Genomic DNA, 12987 nt, shown 5'->3' with positions numbered 1-12987 from the left:
ATTTGAACAGTCTTGGTGTTCACAGTTAATGTTTAAAAGTGCTCAGAGTCAATACTTTAATGAACACATTCTATTAAAAAGACCATCTTCAACACACTCAACCCCGACCTATAAAATTATTTTTTCTATATTAATCAATAGGTTACAATTTAAAACCCGGGTGTTCAGCGAAACTTGGCACAACTCTAGCTTTATTCCTTTCAGAATAAAAAAATTGCGCAGTGTTGAACACACCGCAAAAACAAAAATCGTCACAGGACGGCATTATGTCCCTCAAATTAGAAAATGTAGATCAGGTCGTTAACGGCCAAAACCACCTAACGAATGTCAACTTAACGTTAGAGCCGGGTTCGTTTAATGTGCTTTTGGGTCGCACCGGCGCTGGTAAAACCTCACTGATGCGTTTGATGGCGGGCTTGGATAAGCCAACCAATGGCAAGATCATTATGAACGGTGCCAATGTCACCGGCATCACGGTGCAGAAGCGTAATGTGTCGATGGTTTATCAGCAGTTCATCAACTACTCCAACCTAACGGTTCGGGAGAACATCGCGTCGCCACTGCGTTTGGCCAAAGCCTCTGAGGCCGAGATCAACAAGCGGGTGATGGAAACCGCCGATATGTTGCGGATCACCGAGTTTTTGCATCGTTACCCGCTGGAACTGTCCGGCGGTCAGCAGCAGCGCACGGCTATGGCGCGCGCCCTAGTCAAAGACGCCAGCCTGATTCTGTTCGATGAGCCCTTGGTCAACCTAGACTATAAGCTGCGGGAAGAGCTGCGCTTCGAATTACGCGAACTCTTTAAAGCCCGTAACGCTATTGCCGTCTACGCGACCACCGAACCAAATGAAGCTTTAGCGTTGGGCGGCACCACCACCCTGTTGCATGAAGGCCGAGTGATCCAGTCTGGCCCCTCAGCTGCGGTCTACCGCGAGCCGGTCGATGTCTACGCAGCCGATCTGTTCAGTGAACCACCGATTAATTTAATACCCGGTAACGTGACCGACAATGAGGTCACCTTCGATGAATCGGTACACTTTCCATTGCATCAGGACCTTAAAAGCCTGACGCCGGGTGGTTATAAGTTTGGTATCCGTCCCAGCCATATCGGCCTGGTGCCAGACAACGACGATGACCTCGAACTGTCGATGAAGGTCGAACTGGCTGAGATCAGCGGTTCGGAAACCTTTCTCCACGTGAAAAACGATCACTTTAATTTGGTCATGCAGTTGTCTGGCGTTCATGCCTACCGCAGCGATGCCACCATTAACATCTATCTGCCGGTACACAAACTGTTTGTGTTCACTCTCGACGGCAAAATGATCCAGTCGCCGACTCGACTGATAAGGGGCTAACTCAAGATGGCTGAAATACAACTGAAGTCCTTGGCACACAGCTACGAAAAATCACCCACAGGTGCTCATGACTATGCCTTGCGTGAAATGAACCACGTCTGGGATCAGGGTGGCGCCTATGCGTTACTTGGCCCATCGGGTTGTGGCAAGAGTACGCTGCTAAACATCATTTCCGGTCTACTCACACCGTCCGAAGGCGAAGTGCTGTTCGATGGCGTTGTGGTCAACCATTTACCACCACAGCAACGCAATATTGCTCAGGTGTTTCAGTTCCCGGTGATCTATGACTCGATGACTGTGTTCGACAACCTGGCCTTCCCGCTGCGCAATATGAAAATTGCTGAAGCCAAGGTCATGAGCAAGGTACATGAGATCGCTGAAATTCTCGAATTACATCCAGTGCTAAATAAGAAAGCAAAAAACTTAAGCGCCGATGAGAAACAAAAGGTTTCCATGGGCCGCGGTCTGGTTCGTGACGATGTGTCGGCGATTTTGTTCGATGAACCGCTCACCGTTATCGATCCCCAGTTAAAATGGAAACTGCGTCGTAAGCTCAAGCAGATTCACGAGCAATTCAATCTCACCATGATTTATGTGACCCACGATCAGCTGGAGGCGTCTACCTTCGCAGAAAAGATCGCGGTTATGTACGGCGGTCAGATTGTGCAGTTCGGCACCCCTCGGGAGCTGTTTGAAAACCCGAACCATACCTTCGTCGGCTATTTTATTGGCAGCCCTGGTATGAATCTACTTGAAGTTCAAACTACAGCTAACGGAGTGAGCTTCGATGGTATAGAAATTGAACTGTCCGATGCTCGAAAAGCGATGCTCGCCAAGGTACCTAGCAAAAACATCAAGGTTGGCATCCGACCTGAGTTTGTTCACGTTTGGGATAAGCCGTCAGAAAATGGCTATGAATGTGAAGTTCAGCACGTTGAAGATCTCGGCACCTACAAGATCCTGACCATGAAGCTCGGCCAGCAAATCATCAAAGCACGTTTAGATGAAGATCATGCGGTACCACAGCAAAAAGCTTATATCAGCTTTCCCGAGCAATGGTTGAAAATTTACGTCGATGAATATCTGATTGGGGAGGAGCTCGTATGAGTAAGGTAGAGAATAACAAAGCCTGGTGGCTGGTCTTACCGGTCTTCTTACTGGTTGCCTTCTCGGCCATTATTCCCTTAATGACGGTCGTAAACTACTCGGTTCAGGATATTTTTGACGCCGATCATGCTGTATTCGTAGGTGTGGAGTGGTATCGCGAAGTCTTATTAAATGAACGACTGCAGGAATCCTTGCTGCGCCAATTTATCTTTTCCTTTACCGTTTTGGCTATTGAAATCCCACTCGGTATCGCCATTGCTTTAATGATGCCGACTAAGGGCACCATGGCGTCTGTCAGCCTGATCGTGGTCGCCATTCCGCTACTCATCCCGGGCAATGTTGTCGGTACCATTTGGAAAATATTTGGTCGAACCGACGTTGGTCTGCTCGGCTGGGGCTTGAACCAACTGGGCATCGATTACAACTACGCGGCCAATCCCGTTGACGCTTGGGTGACCGTAGTGCTTATGGATGTTTGGCATTGGACACCGTTGGTCGCACTGCTGTGCTACTCCGGTTTACGCGCCATCCCCGATGCCTTCTATCAGGCGGCCGCTATCGATAGAGCCTCCAAATGGGCTGTGTTTCGCTACATCCAACTGCCTCGACTCCGCAGTGTATTAGTCATTGGTACCCTGCTGCGTTTTATGGACAGCTTCATGATCTACAGCGAGCCCTTTGTACTAACCGGCGGCGGCCCAGGTAGTTCAACGACCTTTCTCAGCCAGACCCTGACCAAGATGGCCATCGGTCAATTCGATCTCGGGCCGGCGGCTGCTTTCTCACTGATCTACTTTTTAATTGTTTTGCTGGTGTCTTGGTTGTTCTTTACCACCATCAGTGAAATGGATAAGGATAAATAAGGGGCTTATGATGAATTATTCTAAAAGCAAAGTTGCCGGCCTAAGCCTCTACGTCTTGTTCTTACTAGTGCCGATCTATTGGCTTTTGAACATGTCGTTTAAACACAAAGAAGAAGTATTGAGCGGTCTGACCCTATGGCCCAGTAACTTCACCTTTGACAACTACATCACCATCTTTACCGATCCAAGCTGGTACATGGGTTATGTCAACTCACTGATCTATGTGGCGTTGAATATGGCGATCACCTTGACGGTTGCGTTACCGGCCGCCTATGCCTTCAGTCGTTACAAGTTTGTCGGTGATAAGCACCTTTTCTTCTGGTTGCTGACCAATCGTATGGCACCACCTGCGGTGTTCTTACTGCCCTTTTTCCAGCTCTATTCGTCGGTGGGCCTGTTCGATACCCACCTGGCCGTTGCACTGTCGCATTGTCTGTTTAGCGTACCCTTGGCGGTGTGGATTTTAGAAGGCTTTATGTCTGGTGTGCCACGTGAGATCGACGAGACCGCCTTTATCGATGGCTACAGTTTCCAACGCTTCTTTATCCGTATCTTTCTGCCCATGATTCGCTCTGGCATCGGTGTTACCGCCTTCTTCAGCTTCCTGTTCTCTTGGGTCGAACTGTTGCTGGCACGCACCTTGACGGCGACCGAAGCTAAGCCCATTGGTGCAGTGATGACCCGAACCATTTCAGCAGAGGGCATCGACTGGGGCCTGTTGGCGGCCGCTGGGGTGTTAACCATCCTGCCGGGCATCTTGGTCATCTGGTTAGTTCGTAACCACGTTGCAAAAGGTTTCGCTCTGGGCCGGGTGTAGTTGGTTAAAACCAAGCACCAATGACTGTTAACTTGAATTTGATGGTAGGACAAAAATTATGAACTGGATGGCATGGACACCGGTGACAGCAGGCTTTTTTATCACAATCGCCTTGATCTTATTATGCATGACAATTTGGGAGCTCAAGAGCCCCTGCGTTGAACGCAAAGGGTTTCTACCTATATCCACCACGCGCGGCGACCGACTCTTTATCGGCCTGATCAGCAGTGCTTATATACACTTGCTATATGTTGGCCTGCTAGAAGCAACCCTGATTATACCGTTGCTCTTTTGCATCGCCTGGGTTGTCAGCCTTATACGCTGGGGTTAAAAAAAAGGCGTGATAACCACGCCCGATACGAACTCAACATTGCGTCGCCGAACTTGGGCAGCGCAATAGAAAGTCTTGACCCACCCCGGCTCCAGGGTCCCCAAACGACAAGCCAAGGTCGCGTAGGGATTCTGGGCCAGCCGGGTCGAGTGACCATCGTCAGCTCTGCTGACAGCTAAAGAACGGGTAAACCGAACAGCTCTATATTCGGGATGCCTAAACGCTTTAAACATACGAGGTTGACTATGTACAACAATAAGAAACTACCGATGCGAATCCTGCTTAGCGCAGCGATCTCAGCAGCGACCCTAGGCATGACTGCTCATGCAGACCAATACTCAGATGCGGCAGACCAATGGTTAACAAAAGAATTCGGCACCTCTACTCTGACTAAAGCTCAGCAAGAGAAAGAACTGGCCTGGTTCACCGAAACGGCCAAGCCGTTCCGCGGAATGACTATTAACGTCGCATCCGAGACCATTGCTACGCATGAATATGAGTCTAACGTTCTGGCTAAGGCTTTTGCTGAAATCACGGGTATTACCATCGTTCACGATTTGATCGGCGAAGGCGATGTTGTTGAAAAACTGCAAACGCAAATGCAATCAGATCGTAATATTTACGATGCCTACATCAACGACTCTGACCTGATCGGTACCCACTTCCGTTATGGTAAAGTAGTTGCTATTTCCGACATGATCGCTGGTGACGGTAAAGACTTCACTTTGCCAACATTGGATCTGCCTGACTTTATCGGTTTGTCTTTCACAACCGGTCCAGACGGTAAGCTTTACCAACTGCCCGACCAACAGTTCGCCAACCTTTACTGGTTCCGTGCTGACTGGTTTGCTCGTGATGACTTGAAAGCACAATTCAAATCTATCTACGGCTATGGCTTAGGTGTACCAACTAACTGGTCTGCCTATGAAGATATTGCTGAGTTCTTCTCAGTACATGTGAAAGAAATAGACGGCAAGCGTGTTTATGGTCACATGGATTATGGCAAGAAAGATCCTTCCCTGGGCTGGCGTTTCACTGACGCTTGGTTCTCCATGGCAGGCGCTGGTGACAAAGGTATTCCAAACGGTTTACCAGTTGACGAATGGGGAGTCCGTGTAGACGGTTGTAACCCAGTCGGTTCAAGTGTTACCCGTGGTGGTGCTACCAACGGCCCAGCCGCTGTGTATGCCACAACTAAGTATGTTGATTGGATGAAGAAGTATGCACCACCAGAAGCTCAAGGCATGACCTTTGGCGAAGCTGGACCGGTACCTGCTCAGGGCGCTATTGCGCAGCAAATCTTCTGGTATACAGCCTTCACCGCCAGCATGAACTCTGTTGGTCTGCCGGTTGTAAACGCAGATGGCACACCAAAATGGCGTATGGCTCCATCTCCTAAGGGCCCTTACTGGGAAGAAGGCATGAAGTTGGGTTACCAGGATACTGGTTCTTGGACTTTCCTGAACTCTACTCCGGATGACCGTCGTCTGGCCGCTTGGTTGTATGCACAGTTCACTGTGTCTAAGACCGTTTCTCTGAAGAAGACCTTGGTTGGCTTAACACCTATCCGTGAGTCAGATATTAACTCACAAGCTATGACCGACGCCGCTCCGAAATTGGGTGGATTGGTTGAGTTTTACCGTAGCCCAGCACGTGTCCAATGGACGCCTACTGGTACCAACATTCCGGATTACCCGAAAATGGCTCAGCTTTGGTGGCAGTATATTGCTGAAGCAGCCAGCGGCGATTCCACTCCACAGGAAGCGTTGGACGGTTTAGCTGAAGCTCAAGATAAAGTTATGTCACGTATCGAACGTTCTGGTGTACAGGGTGCTTGCGGACCTAAGATGAACGACGAAGTAGATGCTAGCTATTGGCTGAACCAGCCAGGTGCTCCTAAGGCCAAATTGGCCAACGAGAAGCCTCAAGGTAAGACAATCGACTATGACACTCTGCTAGAAAGCTGGAAGCAGTAAGTTAGATCTCACCCCAGGTTTTCTCCTGAGGTAATAAGAGTGGCGGGCGCCCTTGTGGCGCCCACCACTTTAACTCGACCAAGACCTAGTGTCCGCACCCTTAAAAGCTCACAATTATGAGCCAGTTCACCAGTACGATTTCAACATTACAGATTCACCCTTAGAACGACAGAATACGATTATCTGGAATTTTCGACCTAATTTATTACCTTCGGCAGTGAACAACATTAGCTCCATAACGCTTTGCTGTCGCAGGCTCACGATATAACCCTGGCAAATCCGATTGACGCCAGTTTGCACGACCTTAGCCAACACCCATGTTGGCCCGGAACATCAGCCGCCGCCCTACTCTATACCGGGCGTCATCGGACGATAGCCAACTCGGACTGTTCGTTGCGCTGCTTTACTCGGTTGGGATAAGATGACAGATCGGCCTAATTAAATTGCTCCACGCTTAGGTTAAGACCTAAGATGGCCACTGCACCTAATTTCAATAAAAATAACAACTTTGAATTAATTCAGGATCGGCAATGAAAAAATATATTTTATCCATCGATCAAGGCACCACCAGCACCCGCTCGATCTTATTCAGCACCGAGGGGACAATCTGCCACTCAGCGCAAGAAGAGTTCCCGCAGCATTTTCCGCAAGACGGCTGGGTTGAACACGAGCCGGAGGATCTCTGGCAGTCGGTGTTGAGCACCTGTGCCAAGGTTTTCGCTGAGGCCGCTATTCAACCCGAGCAGATCGGAACCATCGGCATCACCAACCAGCGTGAAACCACGCTTATTTGGGATCGTGCCACCGGCGTACCGATCTATCGCGCCATTGTTTGGCAAGATCGCCGTACCAGCGCCTATTGCGAAACTCTCAAGGCGGCCGGGCATGAAGGCCTAATTAATGCTAAAACCGGTCTGTTGATCGACCCCTATTTTTCGGCGACCAAAATTCGTTGGATACTCGATCAGGTGCCGGGCGCTCAAGAACGGGCCGAACGCGGCGAGCTCGCCTTCGGCACGGTCGACAGCTATCTAATCTGGCATTTAACCTGTGGCGCCGTCCATCGTACCGATGCCACCAATGCCTCCCGAACCCTGATATTCAATATCCACAAGCAAGAATGGGACAGCGAATTGCTCGAGCTGTTTAATATACCCGCAAGCCTACTGCCCGAAGTAATGGACTCATCGGCCGACTTCGGCATCACCGATCCGAGTATTTTTGGCGCCGGCATCCCGATCAATGGCGTGGCCGGCGATCAACAGGCCGCGTTATTCGGGCAAACCTGTTTCCGCCCTGGAATGGCCAAGAGCACCTATGGCACGGGCTGTTTTCTGATGCTCAACACCGGCACCAAGGCGTTGACGTCCGAGAGTCGCCTGTTGACTACGGTCGCCTATCGACTCAAGGGTGAGACCTGCTATGCCCTAGAAGGCAGCATCTTTGCCGCCGGCACCACCATTCAATGGTTGCGCGATGGCTTAAAGCTGATCGGCAATGCCGGCGAAACCGAAAGTTTGGCTGAACAGACGGCCGCCAACCATGGTGTCTATCTGGTACCGGCCTTTACCGGTCTGGGCGCGCCCTATTGGGATCCCACGGCGCGCGGTGCCATCTTCGGTCTGACGCGCGATACCGGCATCAAGGAAATTGTTACCGCCGGCCTGCAGTCGGTCTGTTACCAAACCAAGGATTTACAGAAGGCGATGGAATCCGATGGCGTACGCGCTACCGCCTTGCGCGTCGATGGCGGCATGGTCGTCAACAACTGGGTTCTGCAGTTTTTGGCCGACATGCTCGGTGCCACCGTAGACCGGCCCACCATTATCGAGACCACCGCGCTCGGTGCGGCCTACCTGGCCGGCTTGCAGGCAGGCTATTTCGAATCCTTAGAAACCTTGGAGAAGCTTTGGCAGTGCGAGCGAACCTTTAGCCCGCAAATCAGCAAAGCACAACGGGATGACTATTACAGTGGCTGGAAAACCTCGGTCAATCGGGTCCAGCTCGAGAGTAAATAGCTACTATCCAAACCTGCGCATCAGCGCAGGCTGATGACTTATAAGGGTAACGCCACAGATGGCTAAAGCATTAGACAACCGAGCTTGGCTGCTGGTGTTACCAGCATTGGTTATATTGGCCTTCGTCGCGATTATTCCCTTGCTAACAACGGTCAACTATTCGTTTCACGATATCTTCAGCCAGGATTACAAATTCTGGGTTGGAGCCGAGTGGTATCGAGAAATACTCGGTTCGGCTCGATTCTGGGGCAGCTTTGGCCGCAGTCTATTATTTTCGACCATTATTCTCTTGATTGAGATACCCCTGGGTATCTATATCGCCATTCAAATGCCTAAGCGCAGCCTCTGGGTTGCGGTTTGCCTGGTACTGATGTCATTGCCCTTGCTGGTGCCGTGGAATATCATCCCGATGATCTGGAAGACCTTTATTTCCCCGGCCTATCTGGGTGGCGCGTTCTCGGCCATCGGCATCGATTTCAACTGGAAGGCTGAGGTGATCGACACCTGGTTCGCCATTGTGCTGATGGATGTCTGGCATTGGACCAGCCTGGTCGTGCTGCTGTGTTATTCCGGTCTGACTACCATTCCTGCCGCCTATTACAACGCCGCGGCGATCGACCGCGCCTCGCGCTGGGCGGTGCTGCGCTATATCGAATTGCCCAAGCTCAGCAGCGTGTTAATGATGGCCATTCTACTGCGCTTTATGGACAGCTTTATGATCTATACCGAAGCCTTCCGGCTCAATGCCGGCGGCCCCGGTTACAGCACCACCTTTATGGCCATGGAATTAGGCGAAGATATTTTTGCCTTTAACTATGGCCCCGCCGCGGCGCGTTCGGTGATCTGTTTTATTATTATCCTGACCGTTTCCTGGCTCTTTAAGACGGCCTTGGCTATTCAACAAGCTGACTCGGTCAGTTCAACGTTGTCATCCACCGCAGAGGCTCGCCCATGATCGCCCCCTTAGGCCGCCACAACCCGATACATTTTCGCTGGTTGGCGCCCAGCCTCTATATCGCCTTTATGTTGCTGCCCCTGTTGCCGGTTATCTATATCAGCTTTCACTCGACTCTGCGCGGCTCGGACCTACCGGTTGGCACCTTCACCCTGAGCAACTACCTGCATATCGCCCAAAACGAGGATTTGGTCGCGGCGATTTTCAGCTCGGTCAGCTATGTGCTTTTTAACATCTTGATTACCATCCCGGTTGCCTTACCGGCGGCCTATGCTTTTTCACGCTATTCCTTTGTCGGCGATAAACATTTGTTTCTAGGGTTTTTGGCCCTGCGCATGACGCCACCGGTGGTGATGATCTTTCCCGTGTTTCAAGTCTTCTCAGCCGTCGGTCTGATCAATACCCCCCTGGCCATTGCCTTGGCACACTGCCTGTTTAATATCCCCATCGCGATCTGGGTGTTAGAAGGCTTTATTTCATCCATACCCCGGGAGATCGATGAGACCGCCTTTATCGATGGCTATTCTTTTCCGAGATTTTTTATGCGCAAGCTGATCCCGCTGATGGCACCGGGTATCGCGGTTGCGGCGTTCTTCTGCTTTTTGTTTTCCTGGGTTGAGGTGGTATTCGCGCGGATCTTGACGGTGACCAGTGGCAAGCCGATCAGCATGGCGATCTCAGCGCTGTTCAGTTTTAAAACCGATGTTGGCCTGGTCATGGCGATGACGGTTTTTTCGATCGTGCCCGGCGCGCTGTTGATCTACTTTGTGCGCAACCATATCGCCAAGGGCTTTATGATTGCCCAGGTAAAATAAAACTCTGCACCTAAGTGCTGTGGATTCACAGCACTTAGGCTAGACTGTCGGCCCCTCATCTTGAGTCGGTTATCTGTGGTCAAATCTGTTCTCAGCCTAATCACCCTGTCCGTCGGTATTGTGTTGCTTTGGCTGAATCCAAATTGGGTCCATCTGGTCACTCAATCCCTTGGCATATCACCCCTATTGGCGCTCATCATTGTCTGTTTACTCTACAGCCTGATCCTGATGCTACCCTTTATGCCGGGTATGGAAATTGGCGTGATGATTATGCTGCTCTTTGGTGCGCCCGGCATTATCGGCGCTTGGTTGGCCACGGTAGTCGGCCTGTCGCTGGCGTTTCTGCTCGGTGCCTATTTTAAGCGCAGCGCGCCCATCCAACGATTGCTCGGCAAACTCGCTCGGATATCGGCGCCCGAGGGTCCGCCCACATGGCGCCAGCACCTAGTTGCCTTTGGCTTATCGCGCATGGCCAATCACCCCTATCTGAGTGTTGCGCTGTTATTTAATATTCCCGGCAATATCCTGATCGGTGGTGGTGGCGGGATTGCCTTGAGTGCCGGCGCGTTGTCGACCATGCAGGTGCACCGCTTTGCCCTGACCGTTGCCCTGGCGAGCAGTCTGATCCCCTTTCTGATGCTCACCGGCCTGTTGACGCTCTAGCGGCTAAGCCAAAAGACCGTCGAGTTCGGCGGCTAATATCTGCTACAATCCGGCCAATTATTTCACACAGACAAACCTTATGGGATTTTCCGCCTTAGGCCTGACCAACGCACTGCTCAGCGCGGTAACCGATCAAGGTTACCGCGCCCCCACCCCAATCCAATTGGCGGCAATTCCCGCCATATTGGCCGGCCAGGATTTAATGGCCGGCGCGCAAACCGGCACCGGTAAGACCGCGGCCTTCGCCTTGCCGATATTGCAAAAGCTAGCCGAACCGATGGACCAAGGCGTGCGCGCCTTGATACTGGTACCGACCCGTGAACTGGCGCAGCAAGTCGGTGCGAGCTTTGTCGCCTATGGTCGCCATACCGGTTTGCGCACCGTCATCACCTATGGCGGGGTCAGCGTGAATACCCAAATGGCCGAGTTGCAGGCCGGCGCCGATATAGTGGTCGCCACGCCCGGTCGGCTGCTCGATCACCTCAAGCGCGGCACCGTGACCCTGAGCCAATTAGAATTCCTGGTACTCGATGAATCCGATCGGATGCTCGACATGGGCTTTATCGATGATATCAAGCGCATCGTGGTCACCGCGCCGAAAACGCGCCAAACCCTATTGTTCTCGGCCACCTTCGATGAGGCCATCTTCAAGCTGAGCAAAAATCTGTTAAACGATCCCCAGCTGATTGAGGTGGATACCCGCAACGCCGCCGCGCAGCAAGTTGAACAGATTGCCTACGAAGTCGATAAGGCGCGCAAACGCGAAATTACCTCCTTCCTCATTGGCTCGCGCAACTGGCACCAGGTGTTAATCTTTACCCGCACCAAGGCCGGCGCCGATGCCCTAGCCAAGGAGATGACCAAGGACGGCATCAAGACCCAGTCTATCCACGGCGATAAATCCCAGGGTGCGCGTGAGAAAGCACTGGAAGATTTTAAGCAGGGCCAGGTTCGCGCGCTGGTGGCCACCGATGTGGCCTCGCGCGGATTGGATATTGAGCAACTCAAATATGTCATCAACTACGAGCTGCCGCACAATGCCGAAGACTATATTCATCGCATCGGCCGCACCGGTCGGGCCGGTGAAAGCGGCGTAGCTATTACCTTGTTGAGCGCCGATGAGCGCTGGCTGCTAGAGGACATCCATAAGTTGCTGCCAACGCGACTGCTGCAACAGTGGTTGCCCGGGTACGAACCCGATTTATCGCAAGATTTTTCGGCCGGGAGTAAAAAACCCAGACCGACCCCGAATAGCAAAAGCAAGAGCACCGGCAGGGGCCGACGGCGCTAAAACGGCGCTAAAACGGCGCTAAAACGGCGCTAAAAGCCTTGCCTTAGCAGCGGTTGCCGGGCCTGACGATTGACCGTATGATGGAAAAATAAGACTGTCAATTTGAGGACTCGTAGCTATGCCATGGCATCAAGCCAACAACCGCATCAAACAGCTAGTCGACTCCGATATCGACATCGATCACTCCAGCCTATTGACCGATGTGCTGCGGACCATGGGTCTCAAACCCGAGGACCGGGTACGCTACTTTGCGTATGGCTCACAGATTTGGGCCCCCTGCTTTGAACACAGCCATCAGGCTGTTGCCACCGTTGATGACTTCAGGCGGGAATATTGCGTACTGTCTTACCTCTATCGGGGCACCGACCGCCATCCTGGCTTGGTCTTAGGCCTGCAGGGTCAGCCCGGCGCTCAGGTGCAGGGCATGGTATTTGAGATCAGCGTGCAAGATTTAGCGTCCATCTTTAAGCAAGAAATGCTCACCAATGTCTACTACCCGGCCTGGGTTGTCACCCGCAGTCAGTCAGAACCGACACCCGACTCTGCTGCCGCGCCCACCAAACAGCCGCCCGAGCGGGCTCTGACCTTTATCGCCCGAGGTTGCAGCGACCATTGCGTGCGTTTATCCTTGGCGCAACAGGCGGACCTAATCCTCAGTGCCGAAGGCGCCCGCGGCAGCAGCTTGGCCTATTTCCAACAAACCCAGCACGCCCTGCAACAAGCCGGCGTACCCGATGAGCAACTCAGCGAACTGGAACAGCTGATCAACCAGCGTCTGGCCGAGCATTCCTAGCGC

The 12987-nt window shown here is 52.0% G+C and carries 12 protein-coding genes; all 12 read left to right on the top strand.

From position 1 onward, the window contains the following. Positions 1-266 precede the first annotated feature (266 nt). The 12 genes from REIFOR_RS03225 (at position 267) to REIFOR_RS03170 (ending at position 12984) form a co-directional block, all read left to right on the top strand. The gene (locus REIFOR_RS03225) at positions 267-1355 is read left to right on the top strand and encodes an ABC transporter ATP-binding protein (RefSeq protein WP_100256194.1); all 1089 of its coding nucleotides are present in this window, start codon (positions 267-269) and stop codon (positions 1353-1355) included. Between the two features lie 6 nt (positions 1356-1361). Continuing rightward, a complete protein-coding gene (locus tag REIFOR_RS03220; protein WP_100256193.1) occupies positions 1362-2462 on the top strand; it encodes an ABC transporter ATP-binding protein in 1101 nt (366 codons plus the stop codon). Next, on the top strand, positions 2459-3325 hold the full coding sequence (locus tag REIFOR_RS03215) for a carbohydrate ABC transporter permease (RefSeq protein WP_100256192.1): 867 nt from the start codon (positions 2459-2461) through the stop codon (positions 3323-3325). The genes REIFOR_RS03220 and REIFOR_RS03215 overlap by 4 nt, the downstream gene beginning before the upstream one ends. A 10-nt stretch (positions 3326-3335) precedes the next feature. Beyond that, complete coding sequence (locus REIFOR_RS03210; RefSeq protein WP_100256191.1) at positions 3336-4142, top strand: carbohydrate ABC transporter permease; 807 nt, start codon at positions 3336-3338, stop codon at positions 4140-4142. A 58-nt stretch (positions 4143-4200) separates the two neighbouring features. Then, entirely contained in the window at positions 4201-4473 is a 273-nt protein-coding gene (locus REIFOR_RS03205) for a DUF2160 domain-containing protein (RefSeq protein ID WP_100256190.1), read from the top strand. A 245-nt stretch (positions 4474-4718) separates the two neighbouring features. Further along, positions 4719-6449 carry an ABC transporter substrate-binding protein gene (locus tag REIFOR_RS03200; RefSeq protein WP_100258680.1) on the top strand — a complete coding sequence of 577 codons (1731 nt, stop codon included), beginning with the start codon at positions 4719-4721 and terminating at the stop codon, positions 6447-6449. Between the two features lie 530 nt (positions 6450-6979). Next, a complete protein-coding gene (gene glpK, locus REIFOR_RS03195) occupies positions 6980-8467 on the top strand; it encodes a glycerol kinase GlpK (protein ID WP_100256189.1) in 1488 nt (495 codons plus the stop codon). A gap of 58 nt (positions 8468-8525) precedes the next feature. Beyond that, on the top strand, positions 8526-9422 hold the full coding sequence (locus REIFOR_RS03190) for a carbohydrate ABC transporter permease (RefSeq protein WP_100256188.1): 897 nt from the start codon (positions 8526-8528) through the stop codon (positions 9420-9422). Beyond that, positions 9419-10237, top strand: a complete 819-nt coding sequence (locus REIFOR_RS03185) for a carbohydrate ABC transporter permease (RefSeq protein WP_100256187.1) — start codon at positions 9419-9421, stop codon at positions 10235-10237. Before REIFOR_RS03190 ends, REIFOR_RS03185 begins: the two co-directional genes overlap by 4 nt. Before the next feature lie 75 nt (positions 10238-10312). Beyond that, positions 10313-10900: a hypothetical protein gene (locus REIFOR_RS03180; protein WP_145980216.1), complete on the top strand. Its 588-nt coding sequence runs from the start codon at positions 10313-10315 to the stop codon at positions 10898-10900. 79 nt (positions 10901-10979) lie between these two features. Next, on the top strand, positions 10980-12191 hold the full coding sequence (locus REIFOR_RS03175; protein ID WP_100256185.1) for a DEAD/DEAH box helicase: 1212 nt from the start codon (positions 10980-10982) through the stop codon (positions 12189-12191). Between the two features lie 118 nt (positions 12192-12309). Continuing rightward, positions 12310-12984, top strand: a complete 675-nt coding sequence (locus REIFOR_RS03170) for a gamma-glutamylcyclotransferase (RefSeq protein ID WP_100256184.1) — start codon at positions 12310-12312, stop codon at positions 12982-12984. Positions 12985-12987 lie beyond the last annotated feature (3 nt).

Origin of the sequence: Reinekea forsetii (genome assembly GCF_002795845.1) — a bacterium.
GTDB lineage: Bacteria > Pseudomonadota > Gammaproteobacteria > Pseudomonadales > Natronospirillaceae > Reinekea > Reinekea forsetii.
The sequence above is the reverse complement of the archived record's forward strand: the minus strand, read 5'-3'. Positions and strand labels throughout refer to the sequence as shown.